The organism is Chryseobacterium luteum, from assembly GCF_000737785.1.
Taxonomy (GTDB): domain Bacteria; phylum Bacteroidota; class Bacteroidia; order Flavobacteriales; family Weeksellaceae; genus Chryseobacterium; species Chryseobacterium luteum.
Genome location: NZ_JPRO01000001.1, coordinates 149,788 through 169,288 on the forward strand (window position 1 = coordinate 149,788; position 19,501 = coordinate 169,288).

18 protein-coding genes are annotated in these 19,501 nt (G+C 38.8%); 7 read left to right on the top strand and 11 right to left on the bottom strand.

Annotated features, from left to right (window positions below):
• Positions 1–15: 15 nt before the first annotated feature.
• Positions 16–726 carry a C40 family peptidase gene (locus IX38_RS00610; RefSeq protein ID WP_034700889.1) on the top strand — a complete coding sequence of 237 codons (711 nt, stop codon included), beginning with the start codon at positions 16–18 and terminating at the stop codon, positions 724–726.
• 335 nt (positions 727–1,061) lie between these two features.
• On the opposite strand, the gene IX38_RS00615 is transcribed toward IX38_RS00610, so the two are convergent.
• From IX38_RS00615 to IX38_RS00640, 6 genes are read right to left on the bottom strand one after another with little or no spacing between them, the layout of a single operon-like run.
• Complete coding sequence (locus IX38_RS00615; protein ID WP_034700890.1) at positions 1,062–1,637, bottom strand: pentapeptide repeat-containing protein; 576 nt, start codon at positions 1,635–1,637, stop codon at positions 1,062–1,064.
• A 58-nt stretch (positions 1,638–1,695) separates the two neighbouring features.
• Positions 1,696–2,925 (bottom strand): rod shape-determining protein RodA, encoded by a 1,230-nt coding sequence (rodA, locus tag IX38_RS00620; RefSeq protein WP_034700891.1) that lies wholly within the window; start codon positions 2,923–2,925, stop codon positions 1,696–1,698.
• A complete protein-coding gene (locus IX38_RS00625; protein ID WP_034700892.1) occupies positions 2,922–4,925 on the bottom strand; it encodes a penicillin-binding transpeptidase domain-containing protein in 2,004 nt (667 codons plus the stop codon). Before IX38_RS00625 ends, rodA begins: the two co-directional genes overlap by 4 nt.
• Positions 4,922–5,428, bottom strand: coding sequence for a hypothetical protein (locus tag IX38_RS00630; RefSeq protein ID WP_034700894.1), 507 nt, complete (start codon positions 5,426–5,428; stop codon positions 4,922–4,924). Before IX38_RS00630 ends, IX38_RS00625 begins: the two co-directional genes overlap by 4 nt.
• Entirely contained in the window at positions 5,421–6,275 is an 855-nt protein-coding gene (gene mreC, locus IX38_RS00635) for a rod shape-determining protein MreC (RefSeq protein ID WP_034700896.1), read from the bottom strand. The genes IX38_RS00630 and mreC overlap by 8 nt, the downstream gene beginning before the upstream one ends.
• A gap of 28 nt (positions 6,276–6,303) precedes the next feature.
• On the bottom strand, positions 6,304–7,329 hold the full coding sequence (locus tag IX38_RS00640) for a rod shape-determining protein (protein ID WP_034700899.1): 1,026 nt from the start codon (positions 7,327–7,329) through the stop codon (positions 6,304–6,306).
• A gap of 375 nt (positions 7,330–7,704) precedes the next feature.
• Here IX38_RS00640 and hemA point away from each other — a divergent pair, with 375 nt between their 5' ends.
• The 6 genes from hemA (at position 7,705) to hemE (ending at position 12,943) form a co-directional block, all read left to right on the top strand.
• Complete coding sequence (gene hemA, locus IX38_RS00645; RefSeq protein WP_034700901.1) at positions 7,705–8,979, top strand: glutamyl-tRNA reductase; 1,275 nt, start codon at positions 7,705–7,707, stop codon at positions 8,977–8,979.
• On the top strand, positions 8,966–9,874 hold the full coding sequence (gene hemC / locus IX38_RS00650) for a hydroxymethylbilane synthase (RefSeq protein WP_034700902.1): 909 nt from the start codon (positions 8,966–8,968) through the stop codon (positions 9,872–9,874). Before hemA ends, hemC begins: the two co-directional genes overlap by 14 nt.
• 47 nt (positions 9,875–9,921) lie before the next feature.
• Entirely contained in the window at positions 9,922–10,503 is a 582-nt protein-coding gene (locus IX38_RS00655; protein ID WP_034700903.1) for a DUF1287 domain-containing protein, read from the top strand.
• Between the two features lie 9 nt (positions 10,504–10,512).
• Positions 10,513–11,169 carry a peptidoglycan recognition protein family protein gene (locus IX38_RS00660; RefSeq protein ID WP_034700904.1) on the top strand — a complete coding sequence of 219 codons (657 nt, stop codon included), beginning with the start codon at positions 10,513–10,515 and terminating at the stop codon, positions 11,167–11,169.
• Between the two features lie 4 nt (positions 11,170–11,173).
• Entirely contained in the window at positions 11,174–11,845 is a 672-nt protein-coding gene (locus tag IX38_RS00665) for a uroporphyrinogen-III synthase (protein ID WP_034700905.1), read from the top strand.
• A gap of 66 nt (positions 11,846–11,911) precedes the next feature.
• The gene (gene hemE, locus IX38_RS00670; RefSeq protein ID WP_034700907.1) at positions 11,912–12,943 is read left to right on the top strand and encodes a uroporphyrinogen decarboxylase; all 1,032 of its coding nucleotides are present in this window, start codon (positions 11,912–11,914) and stop codon (positions 12,941–12,943) included.
• A gap of 327 nt (positions 12,944–13,270) precedes the next feature.
• Here the strand turns inward: hemE and IX38_RS00675 are convergent, their stop codons facing one another.
• From IX38_RS00675 to IX38_RS00695, 5 genes are all read right to left on the bottom strand, one after another.
• Complete coding sequence (locus IX38_RS00675; protein ID WP_034700909.1) at positions 13,271–14,491, bottom strand: cysteine desulfurase; 1,221 nt, start codon at positions 14,489–14,491, stop codon at positions 13,271–13,273.
• Between the two features lie 217 nt (positions 14,492–14,708).
• Entirely contained in the window at positions 14,709–15,347 is a 639-nt protein-coding gene (locus IX38_RS00680; RefSeq protein ID WP_034700912.1) for a 50S ribosomal protein L25/general stress protein Ctc, read from the bottom strand.
• Between the two features lie 55 nt (positions 15,348–15,402).
• Positions 15,403–16,341 (bottom strand): ribose-phosphate pyrophosphokinase, encoded by a 939-nt coding sequence (locus tag IX38_RS00685; protein ID WP_034700914.1) that lies wholly within the window; start codon positions 16,339–16,341, stop codon positions 15,403–15,405.
• Positions 16,342–16,426: 85 nt separating this feature from the next.
• The gene (locus tag IX38_RS00690) at positions 16,427–17,989 is read right to left on the bottom strand and encodes an SGNH/GDSL hydrolase family protein (protein WP_034700916.1); all 1,563 of its coding nucleotides are present in this window, start codon (positions 17,987–17,989) and stop codon (positions 16,427–16,429) included.
• Between the two features lie 10 nt (positions 17,990–17,999).
• Complete coding sequence (locus IX38_RS00695; RefSeq protein WP_034700917.1) at positions 18,000–19,244, bottom strand: OmpP1/FadL family transporter; 1,245 nt, start codon at positions 19,242–19,244, stop codon at positions 18,000–18,002.
• Positions 19,245–19,501 lie beyond the last annotated feature (257 nt).

The following is a 19,501-nucleotide window of genomic DNA, read 5'->3' on the forward strand; positions in this document are numbered from 1 at the left end:
GATAATCAAATATATATGAAGAAAAGAGTTTTGTTTTATTTAGTTGCTTTAGTGTCTACAGTTTCGGTTCAATCATGTGCTACAAATTATGTAGTTTCACAACCAGCAACTTATGCTAAAGAATACAAAACAGATGCCAAACTAGCTACTATTGACAATAAGAAAATGGAGCAGGATAAGCAAAGACTTATCGATTCTTTTCTGGCTGAAAAGGCGGCATCTATCGCAAACGCGAAAAAATCTATTAAGAATTCCGAGATTGCAAAAGCAGTCAAATACAATAAAACGATCGACAATATCCTTACAGAAGCTGAAACATACCTTGGAACTCCATACAGATACGGAGGAATGACAAGAAGAGGTATAGATTGTTCAGCTTTCGTTCTTTCCGTATTCGGGGCAGCAGCAGGGCTTAGCTTACCAAGAGTGGCAGCTTCTCAGGCTCAGGAAGGTGAAAGCATTGATAAAAGTGAGCTTCAGAAAGGAGATTTGATTTTCTTTTCTCACGGAAGAAGAATCTCTCACGTAGGTATCGTAGAAAGTGTTACTGAAGAAGGTGAAATTAAATTCATCCATGCAGCCACTTCTAAAGGAGTAATGATCTCATCGCTGAATGATTCTTACTGGGGACCAAAATTCAGGTTCGCTAAAAGAGTGATCAACGAGAACGGAGAAGCTTATAACAATTTAGCCTCTTCTACTCCATCCACAGCGACAGGTTTTTAATTTTAAATAATTGATTTAAATAATGAAGCCATCAGACATCTGATGGCTTTTTTATTTTTTATTACTCTGCCTTTTACTACCCCGGATTTTTGATTTACCCTCCTTCAAAGAAAGAGAATGATGTTCTGGGAAATGAATTCTGGTAATTCCATATAAAAACATCACAAGCACAAGTTCTCAGTTCAGTGGTTAAGGATAATAGGTTTTGGCTAAAGCCTTTTGAATTTATAAAATACAAAGGTGGGTTAAAACCCACCTCTATTGAATTTTTGATTACAGTGTAGAAGATATCTTATAGACCTTCATCTTTAACTTCTAATCCTGATTTTCAACTTCTAATTCCGATCAATTTCAATATCCAGTTTATAGAGAAGCCCATGAACTTCAGAAAGCGAAAACTTAGCCTTTTTCAGACGGTTTACGGAAGGATCTATACAATAATTGAAAGAAGTCCTGAAATCTGCTTTTTCGAGGTTGGTATTATCGAAAATGGCACCGGACAGATCACAGGCAGCAAATACTGAACCGGACAGATCGCATTCAGTAAAATCGGTTTCAATTAATTTTGAATTCCTGAATAGAGTCTTTTTAATTGATGTATTATAGAAAACAGAATTATTAAGCGCGCATCCGTCAAAAGTAAATGCAAGGCCGAAGCCGTTGCAGTCATTAAACTGGAGTCCGAACATTTTACATTTTTTAAAAGAAACATTCCGGAAAGCTGTTTTGATGAGCTTTATCACACTTAGATTACATTCCACAAATTCACAGTCAGTGAAGCTGAAACCGGAAAGATTTGCATACTCAAAGCTGCAGTTTCTAAAGGTACAGTTTTCATATTCGCCTGCTGAAAAAGGCTGTTCCGCAAAATTTATGTTCTGATAATTCTGATCCAGAATATATGCCTGCATAGGGGTTTGTTTTTTAGTGAAAGTTCTATTTCCTATTTGGAAATATCAAAATATCGGTTTACACCAAACTGTTCTTATCCGAATAATTCAGTTTAAAGAAGATAAAAGTCATCATAGAAAAGGCAAGCAGCGAGCTTCCTCCATAACTGAAATAAGGAAGTGGAATCCCTACTGTGGGGAAAAGCCCCATAACCATCCCTAAATTGATCGTAAAGTGCATCATCAGGATGGAAGCAAAGCAGTATCCAAATACCCGGTTAAAGGCGGACTTCTGCTGTTCTGCGAGATAGTAGATCCGACCGATGTAGATCATATAGCATAAAACCAGCATTGCACTGCCTAAAAAACCCCATTCTTCGCCCACCGTACAGAAGATATAATCTGTTTCCTGTTCGGGAACGAATTTCCCTTGAGTTACTGATCCTTCCCGGTATCCTTTTCCTAAAAGTCCACCGGATCCTATAGCTGTTTTTGAATATAATAAGTTGTATCCTGAAGTGTCTCTGAATGCTTTTTCTCCTTTGTAAAGAACCTCAATTCTTTCTCTCTGGTGCTTTGGAAGCTTTTCCAAAATATAGGGTGAGCCGAAAGCCAGTCCGCACAGCAAAAGGATTGAACCTGCAATTCCTGAAATAGAAATTACATCCCAGGACATTTTGTGATAATTCATAGCAATAAAAACCCCTGCGATTATAACAACCGTCAATGCCACATAAACAGGAGGCACGGCTAGAGAAACTAAAAAGACTCCGGCAAAAACAAATCCTACACCGAATAAAAGACCATTAAGTCCCTCCCTGTATAAAGCAATAAAGAAGGCGATAAACACCAGCATGGAACCGACATCCGGAATAGCCAGGACAACCACTGCCGGAATCCCGATAATGGCTAAAACAGTCCAAAGTGATTTTTTAACTTTTAGATTGAAGTCCGGTCCGGAGACATAGTTGGCAAGCATAAGCGCTGTTCCTATCTTTGCAAATTCCACCGGCTGCATGGTAAAGCTTCCGAATTTATACCAGTTTTTCTGGCCAAGGATCTCCTTTCCAAACGGGAAAAGTCCGATCAGCAGTAAAACACCGCCGATATAAATGATACCAGACATATTCTCGAAAAACTTGCTTCTTCCTACGAATATAACAAGCCCTACAAACAGGGATATACAGAAGAAAACCAATTGCTTTTCTCCCAATTTCTGATCAACACTGTAAATATTTGCAATCGCAAAAATACAAAGCAGGAAATACAGCCCGAGTCCTAGTTTATCTATTCCTTCTGCCCACTTCATTGCTTTATGTTTTTAGTGTTCTTTGTTTCTTCTTCTATTTTTTTCTGCAGCTTGACTTTCTGCTCTTTAATGAAGTTCAGGCTGTCCTGTTTTCTTTTTAACTTAACAGAATCTTCTTTAGGATCTTTGTACAGTCCTTTACGTTTCAGATCTGCAACCCACTGTCTTTTGTACTCAGGCATAAAGCTGGCACCGGTCATTTTCTTGTAGAGGTTTTCTCTTTTAAGATCACCGGTTATATATTTTTCAGCGATCACAGTACTGGCAGGACCCGCCCATGTTGCTCCAAATCCGGCATGTTCCATTACTGCCACTACTACAATCCTTGGCTTGTCTGCAGGAGCAATCAATACAAAGATAGAATTGTCTTTTCCCTGAGGAACCTGTGCGGTACCTGTTTTTGCGAGCTGGGTAAAGTCGTTGGATTTCAAACTTCTTGCAGTCCCTCTTAAGACTACGGCCTCCATTCCTTTCAGTACAGGCTCAAAATGCTTAGGATCTACAAGGGTTTTATGTTTTGTTTTAAATCTTTTATCAGGATTAGGTTTACCATCAATGGATTTAACAATATGAGGGGTATAAAACCATCCTTTATTCGCAATGGCAGCAACATAGTTTGCCAGTTGAAGAGGAGTTACCAAAACATCCCCTTGCCCCATTCCATTAAAGATGGAACCGTTCATGGTATAGTCGGAGGTCCAGTTTTTCTTTCCGCTTCTTTTTTCGTAAAACTTCCCGGTAGGAATTCTCCCCGGCGAACCTACGGCAATATCATTGTTCAGGTACTCTCCCACGCCGAAGCTGCTCATGATCTTTTTCCATTCATCAACGCCTCTGGAAGGATCGCCCGGATATTTATTCATGATGGCAATAAACGCATGTGAGAAATAACAGTTACTGGAAACCTGAATAGACGGAATCAGAGGATCAGCTCCCCCATGTCCCTTAATTCTTAAACCCCTGTAATAAAATCCGCCACCACAAGGAAAAATTGTATTTTCATCCATTACTCCCATCTGCATTCCTGCCAGGGCAGTCAGCAGCTTGAAGGTGGAACCCGGAGGATAGGCAGCCTGAACAGACCTGTCAAATGTAGGCTTGTTTTCGTATAAGGTGTCTTTTGATAATGCGTAAAGGTTTTTTGACTTGTAAGGTCCTGTAAATAAATTCGGATCAATATCCGGACCTGTCGCCAGGGTCAGGATTTCACCATTATTAGGATCTATTGCCACGATCGCCCCATGTTTGTTAACCAGCATTTCTTCCGCCATCCTTTGAAGATCGTAGTCAATCGTTAAGGTAATATCTTTTCCGGTAACAACATCTTTATCTAGTGCCCCGTCTTTGTAAGAACCAATATTCCGAAGTTTAATATCTTTCTGAATATATTTCATCCCTTTTATACCGCGAAGATCTTTTTCGTAAGATTTTTCGACTCCGGTTTTTCCGATAAAGTCTCCGGGAAGATAATAGATGGAATCTTTTTTAATTTCTCTTTCATTAACTTCACTGGTATACCCTAAAAGGTTTCCGGAAGTGGCCACTTCATACTGACGCTGAGGTCTTGAAACAATACTGAACGCCGGGTATTTGAAAATAATTTCCTGAACTCTGGCAATATCTTCCCTGCTGAGGTCCTTCAGAAAGGTCATAGGAGTCAGCTTTGAATAGTATTTTTCGTTCTTAATGATATCAATTCTTTTAATAAAATCCGCTTTACTGATCTGCATCAGGTTACAGAACCCAAGGGTGTCAAAATCCGGTTTCATCAAGGCCTGCGTAAAGGATACTTCATAGGCAGGCTGGTTTCCTACAAGGATTTTTCCGTTTCTGTCAAAAATGACACCTCTCTGTGGGATTACATATTCAATTTTAATAGAGGTATTCGCTGCATTTAAAGCATAACGGTCCGTAAACATCTGCAAATAGGCAAGCCTCGCCACAAAAATAATAGCGATAACTACGAGAGCAGAAAAGATTTTTAAATAACGTGTGTTCAAACTTTTTGTTTGATTTTAAATATTAATGCGTAAACCACTATAAATATAAAGGAAATTACACTTGTGACCACTACATTAAATAATATTTCAAAAAAACGGCTAAATTTAAAAAATTCTATGTACTGCACTAAAAGCTGGTGCAGGAAGATACTCGAAAACAGAAACAGCAAAAACTGCGCCCACTGGAGGGACTGAAAAGAGAAAAAGTCTGTGGAAGTATCTGTGGAAGTTCTGAAGATCAAGGTTCTGAAATAAGCGATCAGCGTTGTCGCAAAAGCATTGATTCCCCACGAGTAGAGAAAGGCATCTACAGAAAGCCCGATTAAAAAACTTAAAGCTAAAAACTGATATTTATTTCTGAAGAAAGGATAAAACATGACGAACACCGGATAAAGAACCGGGGTATATTTTCCGAAAATGGTGATCCTGTTCAGTACAAAAATCTGTAATGCAACCAGGAAGATCATGATCAATATATCGGTAAATAGAGTCCTGCTAATCATTTTCTTTTTTTATTACGGTCTGCAATGTATCCTGAATTCTCTGTACTTCGGCTTTTTTAAGGTTTTTCACAACAAATACCTTGCTTAAGGCACCCATTTTTTCGCTCAGCTCCACCGAGATATCCCAAAAGCCCGTTTTATTGTCTACGGAATATCCGGCAATGGTACCGATCATTACCCCTTTCGGAAAAATAGCTGATTTGCCGTCTGTAACAACGGTATCTCCTACTTTTAAAGCAACATATTTAGGAATGTCCGCAAGATGCATCACCCTGGAGTTATCCCCGCTCCAGGTCAGTGTTCCAAAATATCCTGAATTTTTCAGCGAAGCGTTGATTCTGATTTTATTCACACTCAGAACAGACTGCACCAAAGCGTAGCTGTCTGTAGAATTGATGACAATTCCGGCAATTCCTTTAGGAGCCATTACGCCCATCTGAGGAAGCACACCGTCTCTGCGGCCACGGTTGATGGTAAAGTAATTATTTCGTCGGTTGATACTGTTAAATACGATTTCGCCATCTACAAAAGTATAGATCTGGCCGCCGCCTAATGTATCATGAACTTTTCTGAATACAGGATTTTTCCCTCCTTCTTTACCATACAGCTGAATCATTAGGGCTTTGTTCTGGGCAACGAGATCTTCATTGATCTGTTTCAGCTTCAGATAAGAAACTCCTTCATCAATATAGCCCGAAACCCATGAATTCATCGCAGCCGACTGGCCGGCTATCCATGATTGCTGCATGGCGTTTTTGGAGAATATGAGAACCAGAGCAATAATCTGCAGGAATATAAAGAAGACAAAAAGAGCATTCTTCGAAAATAGTCTCAGCAAAAATCCCATTCAGATATATTGTCGTAAAAGGTTAAAATTATTTAATTAAGAAATTGAATTTATCCATGTTCTTAAGGGCAATTCCGGTTCCGCGAACTACAGCTCTCAACGGATCTTCTGCAACAAATACAGGAAGACCGGTCTTTTTGTGCAGTCTGTCCGCAAGACCTCTCAGTAAAGCGCCTCCTCCGGCAAGATAGATCCCTGTTTTATAGATATCAGCAGCCAGTTCCGGCGGAGTAAGAGAAAGCGTTTCCATTACGGCATCTTCAATTCTAATGATGGACTTGTCCAGTGCACGTGCAATTTCTTTGTATCCCACCATGATCTCTTTCGGCTTCCCTGTGATAAGGTCTCTACCCTGTACCGGGATATCTTCAATATCAACATCAAGATCTTCTACGGCAGAACCAACTTCAATCTTGATTCTTTCAGCCGTTCTCTCCCCGATGTAAAGATTGTGGTGTGTTCTAAGATAGTATGCAATATCATTCGTAAATACATCACCTGCAATTTTCACAGATTTGTCGCAAACGATACCTCCTAAGGCAACAACCGCAATTTCCGTAGTACCGCCACCGATATCGATGATCATGTTTCCTTCAGGTTTCTGTACGTCTATTCCAACTCCTATTGCAGCAGCCATTGGCTCATAAATCAGTCTCACTTCTTTTGCGTTCACTTTCTGAGCAGAATCTCTTACCGCTCTTTTTTCAACTTCGGTAATACCGGAAGGGATACAGATCACGATTCTTAGTGCCGGCTGTATGAATCTACCTTTAATTCCAGGAATTTTTTTAATAAATTCTTTAATCATGTGTTCAGAAGCGTGGAAATCTGCGATAACCCCGTCTTTCAGTGGACGGATTGTCTTGATATCCTCATGAGTTTTACCCTGCATATGCTTAGCCTGCTCACCGACCGCAATCGGTCTACCCGTAGAACGTTCAATTGCAACAATTGACGGCTGATCTATAACAATTTTATTATTATGGATGATTAGGGTATTGGCAGTACCAAGGTCTATCGCAATTTCTTGCGTAAACATATCGAATAAACTCATATTTTTCTTCTGATTTTAAGTTTACAAAGATATAAATTTAACACCACTAAAGAAATTTAACGAGTATATAATTTGGTTAAAATTTTATTAAAATTCACAATTGTTTATTAACTTTTGATTTAACCATTTACGGAGCCTGATTTAAACTAAAATTAACAGGATGTAAGCATACAGTATTTTCAATTCAAACAACAGAAAAGGCATCACCAAAAACGTTAAAATGTCTGATTATAAAATATTTTCCACCTCTCTGAAAAGTTCTCCAGCCCTCTTCTCCAGCTTCTGCCTTGCTTTTAACCATAGTTTTTCACGATAATTATCATATACATTATCAGAGGAGGATTAATTAAAAAAACCGTAAATTTGCGACTGCTTATGTTACAGTATTCCAACATCCATCAGACATCGAATTTTGCTGTACTTTCCATCAGCTATGAAAAGGCCGATGTAGAAACGAGAGGGAAATTTGCTTTCTTTGATGACAACATTAAAAACTTTGTTACCAGGATCCACAATGTGGATTTAGGAGATGCATTTGTGGTTTCCACATGTAACAGAACCGAGATCTATACCACCTCACCGAATTATCTTCTGGTAGCGGAAGAATACTGTAAAACAATCGGGGTACATCTTACGGATTTCCTTCAGTTTGCCAATATCCTTACCAAGGAAGAAGCCCTTACCCACCTGTTCAGGGTGGCAGCGGGACTTGAAAGCCAGATTATCGGGGACTTTGAAATCATCGGACAGATCAAAAAAGCATACAGCCGTTTTAAAAAAGAGAGACAGAATTCCAATCCATACCTGGAAAGAGCTATTAATGCCGCCATTCAGATTTCAAAAAGAATTAAGAATGAAACCGGAATTTCCAACGGAGCAGCTTCTGTATCCTATGCTGCTGTTCATTATATCCTGAATAACCAAAAGAAAATTACTGAAAAGAATATTCTTCTTTTAGGTGTGGGTGAAATTGGCCAGAATACGGTTGAAAATCTTGTAAAGCACGTTTACCAGCCAAAAATTAAAATTGCAAACAGAACCCAGGAGAAAGCTGAAAAGATTTCCCAGAAATACAACATTCCTCATGTTGATTATTCTGATTTTGATCAGGAATTAAAAAACACGGACATCCTGATCGTTGCAACAGGCGCAAAGCATCCTATCATCAACAAGTCTCATTTCCCGAACGGAAAGGAAACACTTGTGATTGACCTTTCTATTCCTCACAACGTTGAAAAGGATGTTACCGAGAATGAAAATGTAACCCTGATTGATGTGGATGAGCTTTCAAAGCAGATCCAGGAAACCATTCAGCAGCGGGAAAAAGAAATTCCAAAAGCTGAAAAAATCATCAAAGAACTGACGAAAGAGTTTCTGGAATGGGAGAAAAAGAGAAAGCTGGCCCCCAATATTCACCATTTCAAAGCGGTCCTGAAGAATATGGAACGTAATGAAATGCATAATTTTTACAAAAAAAATAAATACATAAACATCACGGACATGGAGCTTTCTGATAAAATGATCCAGAAAATCACCAACCGTTTTGCAAAATTTATCATCGACAATCCTTTAAAAGCCGAAGAAATTAGTAAATTAATGCACGAAATATTAGTTGAACAACCAAACAACGAATTCAATGAAAAGCATTAGAATCGGAACAAGAAATTCCGCACTTGCACTTTGGCAGGCAAGAGAGGTTGCGAGGCACCTTCAAAACAGTAATTATTTAACGGACATCGTTCCTATCGTATCTTCGGGTGATAAGAACTTAAATCAGCCGCTTTATTCTTTAGGAATCACCGGGGTTTTTACAAGAGACCTCGATATTGCTCTATTGAATGACGAGATTGATATTGCCGTACACTCTTTAAAAGATGTTCCTACCCAGCTTCCTCAAAATATTGAGATCATCGCTTATCTGGAAAGAGATTTCCCCCAGGATGTATTGATAAGAAAGGAATCTGCACGAAATAAAGAATTCCATGAACTTAAACTGGCTACCAGCAGCCTGAGAAGAAGAGCATTCTGGCTAAAAAATTATCCTCATGCTGAATTTTCCGATATCCGCGGAAACATCCAGACACGCCTTCAGAAATTGGAGGAAGGAGATTTTGATGCCACTATTCTGTCTCTGGCAGGAATCAAGAGAATGAAAATGGACATTGATTATGAAATGCTTCCGCTGATGATCCCGGCTGCTTCGCAGGGAGTAATTGCTGTTGCCGGACATTCTGACAAAACAGAGATCAATGAAATCCTGAGCCAGATTAATCATAAAAAAACCCAGATCTGTGTAGAAATCGAAAGAAATTTCCTGAGCACACTGGAAGGCGGATGCACGGCCCCAATCGGAGCTTTTGCAGAGCTCATCGAAAACCAGGTCCGTTTTAAAGCTGCCCTCTGCTCTCTGGACGGGAAAAATTATATTGCTACCGACGAGAACTTTGAGTACAACGAAACTGAAAATTTTGGAGAGAAGTTCGCCAGAATCGTTCTTGAAAACGGAGGAAAAGAGCTGATGGCTGAAATCAAGAATTCGTATTAAGAAATTCTCAAACTGATCAATACTTTTATATTTTCAAGTGCAGAACAATGAAAAAGTCCTTTTTTTTATTCGTATTTACATTTTGTGTGTTTGCCGCCAATGCACAGAATAAACCTGCGCTTCAGCTGTCCAACTCAGCTTTAAGCCTGGTAGATAATACCATCAGGTATGATCCTGCTTATTTTGTGATCAAATATCCCAACGGGGATGTCCCGGCTGATAAAGGCGTCTGTACAGATGTCATTATAAGAGCATACAGAAAACTTGGCATTGATCTGCAAAAAGAAGTACACGAGGATATGGCTAAAAATTTTTCAAAATATCCGAAATCCTGGGGACTGAAAAAACCGGATACCAATATTGATCACAGGAGAGTTCCCAATCTTGCCGTCTTTTTTTCCAGATTCGGAAAAGTAAAGTCTACTGAAACCAATCCCTCACTTTATGTTCCGGGCGATATTGTTACCTGGATCTTACCCGGAAACCTCACCCATATCGGAATTGTTGTCAATAAAAAATCTGCTGACGGAAAAAGGTTTCTGATTGTACATAATATAGGAGGCGGACAGGTTTTGGAAGACTGCCTCTTTAAATATACCGTTACAGGACATTATCAATACCCGAAATAAGCTGCTTCTATGAAAAATCTTATCTATGCTTTATTTGTATTGATATCATCTTATACGAAAGCTCAGACCACCGGATTTAAAACAGTCAGTAAACCCATTGATTATTCTCGGGAGAGGGTTCGTTTAAGCTTAGAATATCTTAAAAGTCATTATAATATTGTACAAAATTCGCCAACGATTTCGCCTAAAATAATCGTACTGCATTATACCGCAGGCGGAACTGTTGAAACGAATTACAAATATTTTAATAAGACCCATCTGGAATCTGCCAGAAATGTTTTAAAGAAGCAGAGCACTTTAAATGTTTCTTCACAGTTTATTGTAGACCGGGACGGCACGATCTATCAGCTTATGGAGCCTGATATGTTTGCAAGACATACTATAGGCCTGAATTACTGTGCAATCGGCATTGAAAATATAGGCAGCAAAAATCAGCCGCTCACGGAAAAACAGGCTTTGGCAAATGCTCAGCTGGTTCGGTATTTAACTAAAAAATACAATATAGAATATCTTATAGGCCATTCGGAATATGGCGTATTCAGAGGTTCCAAGCTTTGGAAAGAGACGGATCCGAATTATTTTACAGCAAAAGAAGATCCGGGAAAAGATTTTATGAAAAAAGTAAGGCTGCTAGTGACTGATTTACATTTAAAAGAGAAACCTTAGTTCAATGAAAATTCTGTTTAGCAAAATTATAGATGCCACATTATTATCCAAAGAATTAGGATCGGATATTTCGGCTGAATGTATTGAGGTAATCAGAACGGAACCTATAAAAACGGCTGCATTTGACTTAAAAAATTACTCACTGATCTTCACAAGTGTCAATGGAGTTGGTTCGTTCTTCAAAAATCAATTTAAGCCCAACGAGGATTTCACAGCAAAAAACTACAATAAAATATACTGCGTCGGCGAGAAAACGAAACGTGAACTGAGAAAATACGGCTTCGGAACATTCAAGGTTCTGAAAAATGCCGAAACTCTTTCGAGGTTTATCATCGGAAACTGCCAGCACGAAAAGTTTCTTCATTTCTGCGGTAACCTTGCCATTGATGTCCTGGATAAGGATCTTCCTTTGCAGAATATCAGTTACAAAAAGATCACGGTTTACAAAACGGAAGAGCTTTACCCTTCCGTACCTGAAAAATATCATGCTGCAGTTTTTTTTAGTCCAAGCGGAGTTCGTAGTTTTGCAAAACTCAATTCTTTAGAAGGAATGAAGATTTTTTCCATTGGGGAAACTACCTCAGGTGAGCTCAGAAAGTACACCACAGAAGAGATCTTTACATCAGAAGAAAACAATCTGCCTTCTATTTTCAGATTGATCAAAAAGGAATTTTAAGCAGCTGCAAGCCTGGCTGGTAAAAATAATGAGCGCCGAGAACGGCCATATTAGTTTAAATAAATTATGATTAAAAACGACTTATATTTAAAAGCACTCCGCGGAGAAACTGTAGAAAGACCGCCGGTATGGATGATGAGACAGGCCGGAAGATATCTGCCGGAATTCATTGCCCTCCGGGATAAATATGATTTCTTTACGAGATGCCAGACGCCGGAACTAGCTTCTGAAATTACTGTACAGCCTATCCGTAGATTTCCTTTGGATGCAGCCATTTTGTTTTCTGATATTTTGGTAGTTCCCCAAGCGATGGGAATTGATTTTAAAATGAAGGAAAACGTGGGTCCATGGCTGGACAATCCAATCAGAACGATGGAGCAGGTTCAGAATGTTGTGGTTCCTGATGTGGATGATACTTTAGGATACGTTTTTGATGCCATTGAACTTACATTAATTAAATTAAATAATGAAATTCCATTGATCGGTTTTGCAGGTTCTCCATGGACGATCCTGTGCTACTGTATTGAGGGAAAAGGAAGTAAAGCTTTTGATATTGCGAAGTCTTTCTGTTTTCAGCAGCCTGAAGCGGCCCATTTACTGCTTCAGAAGATCACAGATACTACGATTGCCTATTTAAAAAGAAAGGTTGAAAAAGGGGTTTCTGCGGTTCAGGTTTTTGACTCATGGGGTGGAATGCTTTCTCCTACGGATTATCAGGAATTCTCATGGCAGTATATCAATCAGATTGTTGAAGCTTTAAGTCCTCTTACCCATGTTGTTGTATTTGGAAAAGGATGCTGGTTCGCCCTTGAAGATATGACGATGTCTAAGGCATCTGCTTTGGGTGTTGACTGGACGATTACTCCTGAGTTTGCAAGAACATTAACGAACCATACGATGACGCTTCAGGGAAATTTTGATCCTGCAAGATTGCATTCTACTCCTGAAACGATCAAAAAAATGGTAACTGAGATGATCAACCGTTTTGGAAAAGACAGGTATATTGCGAATCTCGGACACGGAATTTTACCTAATATTCCTGTGGAAAATGCAGAAGCGTTTATCAGAGCAGTCGTTGACTGGAAACCGAATAATTAATTTTCAAGCTAAAAAAGTGGCAGTTTTTGAGACTTTAGTCTTTCTAAGAATGTACTTTAAAGTATTATAAAATTTCATTTTAAAAATATTTTTAAACCTCATAGGTTTTAAAAACCTATGAGGTTTACATAAAAAATATGGTTAAAGATATTAATCAAAAAAATCCCTTTCAATTGTTTTGAAAGGGATTTTCTATTTTCTTTTTAAATTTATACTGACTATCAATACATTGTATATTACCAGGTCATTATTGATGGAAAATGCTACTGTATCTCACGGGAATAGGCATTCATTAAAAAAAGCAGTTAACAACTGCTTTTTAATTTTTTATCCGAGCATTTTCTGAGCTTTCTTTACTCCTTCTATAAGCTTGTCAATTTCTTCAAAAGTATTATAAACAGCAAAACTAGCTCTTACGGTTCCGGCTATATTGAAAAAGTCCATGATAGGCTGCGTACAGTGATGTCCGGTTCTGACAGCAATTCCCATTTTATCGAGAATCATTCCTACATCGGAAGATATTCCCACCCCTTCCAGATTAAAGGAAACCACACCTGTTCTTTTGGCTTTTTCACCATATATCTTTATATTGTCCAGTTCCAGAAGTTTTCTCTGTGCATATTCCAGTAATGCATTTTCGTGATTCTGAATATTCTGCCTGCCGGTTCTTTCAATAAAGTCAACCGCGGCACCCAGCGCTATATTTCCGCCCACATTGGGTGTTCCTGCTTCATATTTAAAGGGAAGTCCTGCGTAGCTAGTTCCGTCGAAAGAGCATACTGCAATCATCTCCCCTCCTCCGTGAAACGGCGGAAGTTCTTCCAGGATTTTCTGCTTTCCGTAGAGAATCCCTGTGCCCATTGGTGCATACATTTTATGACCCGAAAACACGAAGAAATCACAGTCCATCTTCTGTACATCGATCTCAAAGTGAGGAGCAGACTGCGCCCCGTCGATCACAATATAAGCGTCTGAATTTTTCCTTGTTCTAGCAATAATTTCTTCTATAGGATTTACAATTCCCAATGCATTGGAAACCTGGTTTACAGAAACAACCTTTGTTTTTTCACTTAAAAATTCATCTAAATAATTTAATTGAAGGATCCCGTTTTCATCAATCGGAATCACTCTGAGCTTTGCTCCGGTTCTTTCGCAAAGCAGCTGCCATGGAACGATGTTGGAGTGGTGTTCCAGGTAGGAAATGATGATCTCATCGTCTTTTTTAAGCTTTTGTGTTAAAATGTAGGCGATGAGGTTGAGACCTTCCGTGGTTCCTTTTGTAAAAATGACTTCAAAATCGTGCTCGGCATTGATGAATTTCTGGATCTTTCTTCTCGAAAGCTCCATTTCCTCTGTTGCCAGCTGACTTAATGTATGAATTCCTCTGTGAACATTTGCATTAAGTTCTGTATAATAATCATTCCAGACCTTTAAAACAGAGTCCGGCTTCTGGGATGTTGCTGCATTATCTAAGTAAACCAATGGCTTACCATTCACTTCGCGGTTTAATATAGTAAACTGACTTCTTATTTCCTGAATGTCAAACATTTATTAAAATTTTAAATTAGATTGCTCTTATTTAGAACACTTCAAATTTACGGCTTTTTTTCTGAAAGAACATATCGCTTCAATGGGTGATACTTATCAGCTGATAGAAATATTCGATAAATAAGATGGTAAAGAAAGATAATTTTTCTTTTTGGCATCAAATAAAAAAACCTGCCAAAATTGACAGGTTCTATATTGTTTGTTGAATAAGCAAATATTATTCTGCTGCAGTTTCTTCTGCTGCCGGAGCTGCGCCTTCTTCAGCTACAACTTCTTCCTCTTCATCATCTTCTACTACTGCTCCCTTCATTGCATTTCTAGACATCTTAACAGCTACTACAACTGCATTGTCCGGGTGTACGAAAGAATATCCTTCAGCTTTGATACCTCCAACATAAATCTTGTTACCGATTTTTAATGAAGTAATGTCTACAACTACCTCATCCGGTAAGTTTGCAGGAATAGCTTTCACTTTTAATTTTCTGAAAGACTGACGTAGTACACCACCAGCCACAACACCTTTAGAACGTCCGGTAAGTCTTACAGGAACTTCCATAACCACTGGCTTATCGTCAGATAACTGGTAGAAGTCTGCGTGTAAAATTTTGTCCGTAATCGGATGGAACTGAATATCCTGAAGAACTGCTGGAATTGTTTTCCCGTCTAGTTCAATAGATACCGTGTGTGCTTCAGGAGTGTATACTAAACCTTTGAAAGCTTTCTCTTCAGCAGAGAAGTTTAAAGGTGCTTCACCTCCATAAACAACACAAGGAACTAATTCAGCATCACGTAAAGCTTTTGTCGACTTTTTGCCCACGCTTTCTCTTTTTGTACCTTGAATTGTAATAGATTTCATTTATAAAAATTTAAAAAATTGTTTCTGTTTAACTCTGCAATCCGCTGAAAATCAATTAAATAATAAACTTATTACTGATTGACTGATGCTCGTGAACCATCTTCATAACGTCTGCAAATAATGGGGCGCAAGATAGCACTTTTATTTTAGTTGACAAATTATTTTTAACAGGAATTGAGTCAGTTACAATAACTTCCAACAATTTAGAGTTCTCAATATTATCATAAGCTTTTCCGGAAAGTACTCCGTGAGTTGCCATAGCTCTTACTGATTTTGCCCCTTTGTCGATCAGGATCTCTGCAGCTTTGCAAAGCGTCCCTGCCGTATCAATCATATCATCAATAAGGATTACGTTTTTGCCTGCTACATCCCCGATAAGGAACATTTCTTCTACAACGTTTGCTTTTTTTCTTTCTTTGTAAGCAATTACTACTTCTGCACCTAAGTGTCCTGCATAGTTTTTCGCTCTTTTTGCACCTCCCATGTCTGGAGAAGCAATGGTAAGATTATCTAAATTCAGAGATTTGATATGATCTACAAAAATAGTAGAAGCATATAGGTGATCTACTGGAATTTCGAAGAATCCCTGAATCTGGTCTGCGTGAAGATCCATAGTCATGATTCTCGTTGCTCCTGCGGCTGTTAATAAATTAGCAACCAGCTTTGCCCCTATCGGAGCTCTTGGCTTGTCCTTTCTGTCCTGTCTTGCAAGTCCGAAATAAGGGATCACAACAGTAATACTTTTTGCGGAAGCTCTTTTCGCTGCATCAATCATCAATAGAAGTTCTAGAAGATTGTCTGCTGGCGGGAAGGTAGATCCTATCAGGAAAACTCGTCCTCCTCTTACAGACTCATCCAAAACAGGCTCAAATTCCCCGTCGCTGAACTCCTGAAAGTTGATTTTTCCTAACTCTTTCCCATAATATTGGGCAATTTTTTCTGCCAAGTCCTTACTGGTTCTTGTACAAAATAGATAACTTAACTGATCGGCCATTTTTACTTTTTAAAGATTTTGCAAATTTAAAAAAAAACCACAAGAATTACTCTTGTGGTTTCTAAGTTTTTATTTTCCTGTATGATTACGGGAATTTTACTCCTGAATATTTGTTAGGATCTACCTGTGGTAAGGTGGATTTATACTTTTGGTTGATAGATTTAATAAACTCGTTGGCAATAATTGCATAACCTCTTCCGGTAAGGTGAACCCCATCAAGAGAGAAAGCTCCTCCGGTCACGAATTTGGCAGTATACTTCACCCCATCGTAAGTAATACCCGACTTCCCATTAAGCTCAACCATTTTGGCATTACCATCTACAAAAGCCAATCCATAAGAATCCGCAAGTGATTTTATAGAATTATTATAGGCATCTACTGCGGTTTTCACATAAGAAGCTTCTGTTTTTGTTAATACATGCTGGTTTTGCAGCGGATAAGAAATTCCGTAAACATTTACAGGAGTCGGTACTCCAGATGCAACAGTTCCTATTAGAGAACTTGTTGTAAGAAGGATATAATCTTCTGATGTAGCTTGTCTTGCCTGTCCAAAGATTTGTCCGAATGCAGCTGCTGTAAGCGCTCCTAAAGAAGGAGTCAGGGCAGCAGTAAGCTGTGCAGACAGATCTGTAAGAGCAACATCTTTAATCAAAACAGGATTCGAAGAAGTGGAAGAGAGCAAATTAATTCTGTCTCCTGCTCCAAAAGCAGTAAGTGCTTGTTTTAGCGGCCCGTATAAATTTGTATTAAGTGTTGTTAAATTCGCTCCTAAAGTTGTTGGAGTTAAAGGGTTGTAAGGAACTGTCGTAAAGAAAGGAATGGATGTAACATAAGGAATATTTCCAATAACTCCTTTTGTTGTCCCTACACTTTTAAGCCCATCCAGTACCCCTTTAATAGATCCTGCTACAAGATTAGGATCAGAAATATCATTTGATTTATAAGTTAATGGATTTACATTATTACTCTGAACCGTTGCCGGAGTATAAGTAGTAATCCCTCCTACAGTCTGAGAATTCGTTCCCCCATTGGTGGCATAAGATAATACATCATTATTTCCAATCCAAAGAGAGAAGAAAGTAGGTTTCTGAGCCATTGCATCCTGTAAAACAGAAGTTGTTGCAGAAGTAGCAAATCGCACAAAATAAGGATTGGCAGCTCCTAACGCAAGGTTAGCAGCACTTCCGTAACCCGGCGCAACCAGATGGAAAGACTTCGCTCCCGGAACTCCCATATTCTGGTAAGGTCCACCGGCAGTTACATTATCCAATGCTGCAGCAGGGCTACTGGCAACCGGTCCTAAACTCCCGCTTGAAGCCAGTTGAAGAGTTAATTTCCCAGGAAAGCCGGGCAATCCTATAAATCCTCCCACATCATTGGGCATCAAAGGTTGTTTAAATGCACCACCACCTGCAAGCTTCATCTGCATTGCAATAATACTTGGGTATGATTCGTTTTGTCCGCTGCTGTAAAGAGCTCCATCCCTGTAACCGGAAGTCAGAGAGTTTCCTAAAGAAACATAATTAGAAAAGTTAGCCTCCCCGCTTGTCACCTGGATATCTTTTACATCAGTGTCGAAATCATTCTCACAACTTGTTGTAAAAAGAAGTGCAGAAACGGCAAGTGTTGATATTATAATTTTTTTCATAGTCGATCAATTAAAAAGGGTTGTATGATAAACCTAAACCTAAGTAGAACGCTTTAGCTTTTGCCTGTCCGTTAAAGCCAAGGGTGGCATTTTTCACATCTCTGGCCTGAGGAATTGCATATCCTCCTGCTATATCAACTCCAAATTGCTTTAGTTTAAAGCCAAGACCTCCGGTAATTACGTAAGTATTAAATGAAGGTGTTTCCGGAATAAAGTTTTCGTCAGTGTACGGAGATTCGTCATAGTAAGCCCCCAAACGTCCAAAAATCATATCAGTAAATGCATACTGCGTTCCCAATCTGAATGTTTTTGAATTTCTGAAGTTTTTAGGAGATACAAGAACTGTAGGATCTGCCGGATTGTTTGTTGCAACCGGAGCCGTAGCAAAATCCAGAGTCAGCTTGCTGTATCTTTCCCATCCGTGATAGTTAAAGTCTGCTGAAACCAGCCATTTCGGAGTAACCTTGTATGTTAAACCTATTGTATATTCTTCTACCAAAGGAAGTGTTGCTGTAAATTTATCCTGTCCAGTACTTGGATCCAGCCCTAATAATGGATAAATAGATGCTGAAGGGAACTTGAATGTTGCAGTTCCTTTTTTAGCCTTCATATCTATAGGCGAACGGTAGGCAATACTGATATCTAATTTCGGATCAGGTCTGAAATAGAACCCGAATCCGTAACCGCTTCCACTTGCTTTTTCGTCTTTAATGTTTAATTCACCGCCAAACTGAGTCACAGCTTTATCCCAGTCTACTTTACCTTTTGCATAAATATAACTTGCTCCGAATGATACCCAGGGAGCCAGCTTCACAGAAACCATAGGCTGAAAATAGAAGCTCTTAAGCTCCAGCTTCTGCACCATTTCTTTTCCTTCCCAATCGCTTGGCCACTGGATCGTGCTTCCAAAAGGTGTCGTAAAACTGAAACCGACAGATAGGTTCTCTATCGGTCTGTAAGCAACCGCAGCATATAACGGAGTACCCATAGGATTATCTGTTTCTGTACTCTGTAAAGTATTCAAGTTTTGAAAAGTAACTTTATTACTTGCACCAAACCCTCCTGCCACTATACTCAGTTTTGAAGGAATGAATGACATACCCGCTGGGTTAAAGAATGCCACACTTGCATCTTCGGCATGAGCACTAGTATGCGCCATTGCCAATTGTTTCACTCCCTGCAGAGATACCCTGAAGCCCCCCGCGTAAGATAAAACACCCGCCAATAAAGCAGTTGATACTAATATTTTTTTCATAGACTGTTTATTATATAACCCAAATATAAAATTATTTTGAATACTCCTGTTAATATTTCTTAATATTTTAAACAATATCCCAAAAGAAAATTATGTTTAAAATAGTACTTTAAAAATATATTTACTTAAACCCATATCCCATAGCCACTTACTAAGTTTTAACTAAGGGTATATTTTTCACGTTTAATGTTAAACAACAGCGATATTGAATATTTAGGTATTTTAGAATTGCATAAAGATAAATTTACATAAATTTG

Excerpts from the sequence above, each read along its gene's own strand:
- IX38_RS00610 (WP_034700889.1), top strand. The coding sequence starts at position 16 with ATGAAGAAAAGAGTTTTGTTTTATTTAGTTGCTTTAGTGTCTACAGTT.
- IX38_RS00615 (WP_034700890.1), bottom strand. The coding sequence starts at position 1,637 with ATGCAGGCATATATTCTGGATCAGAATTATCAGAACATAAATTTTGCG.
- rodA (WP_034700891.1), bottom strand. The coding sequence starts at position 2,925 with ATGAAGTGGGCAGAAGGAATAGATAAACTAGGACTCGGGCTGTATTTC.
- IX38_RS00630 (WP_034700894.1), bottom strand. The coding sequence starts at position 5,428 with ATGATTAGCAGGACTCTATTTACCGATATATTGATCATGATCTTCCTG.
- mreC (WP_034700896.1), bottom strand. The coding sequence starts at position 6,275 with ATGGGATTTTTGCTGAGACTATTTTCGAAGAATGCTCTTTTTGTCTTC.
- IX38_RS00640 (WP_034700899.1), bottom strand. The coding sequence starts at position 7,329 with ATGAGTTTATTCGATATGTTTACGCAAGAAATTGCGATAGACCTTGGT.
- hemA (WP_034700901.1), top strand. The coding sequence starts at position 7,705 with ATGTTACAGTATTCCAACATCCATCAGACATCGAATTTTGCTGTACTT.
- hemC (WP_034700902.1), top strand. The coding sequence starts at position 8,966 with ATGAAAAGCATTAGAATCGGAACAAGAAATTCCGCACTTGCACTTTGG.
- IX38_RS00655 (WP_034700903.1), top strand. The coding sequence starts at position 9,922 with ATGAAAAAGTCCTTTTTTTTATTCGTATTTACATTTTGTGTGTTTGCC.
- IX38_RS00660 (WP_034700904.1), top strand. The coding sequence starts at position 10,513 with ATGAAAAATCTTATCTATGCTTTATTTGTATTGATATCATCTTATACG.
- IX38_RS00665 (WP_034700905.1), top strand. The coding sequence starts at position 11,174 with ATGAAAATTCTGTTTAGCAAAATTATAGATGCCACATTATTATCCAAA.
- hemE (WP_034700907.1), top strand. The coding sequence starts at position 11,912 with ATGATTAAAAACGACTTATATTTAAAAGCACTCCGCGGAGAAACTGTA.
- IX38_RS00675 (WP_034700909.1), bottom strand. The coding sequence starts at position 14,491 with ATGTTTGACATTCAGGAAATAAGAAGTCAGTTTACTATATTAAACCGC.
- IX38_RS00680 (WP_034700912.1), bottom strand. The coding sequence starts at position 15,347 with ATGAAATCTATTACAATTCAAGGTACAAAAAGAGAAAGCGTGGGCAAA.
- IX38_RS00685 (WP_034700914.1), bottom strand. The coding sequence starts at position 16,341 with ATGGCCGATCAGTTAAGTTATCTATTTTGTACAAGAACCAGTAAGGAC.
- IX38_RS00690 (WP_034700916.1), bottom strand. The coding sequence starts at position 17,989 with ATGAAAAAAATTATAATATCAACACTTGCCGTTTCTGCACTTCTTTTT.
- IX38_RS00695 (WP_034700917.1), bottom strand. The coding sequence starts at position 19,244 with ATGAAAAAAATATTAGTATCAACTGCTTTATTGGCGGGTGTTTTATCT.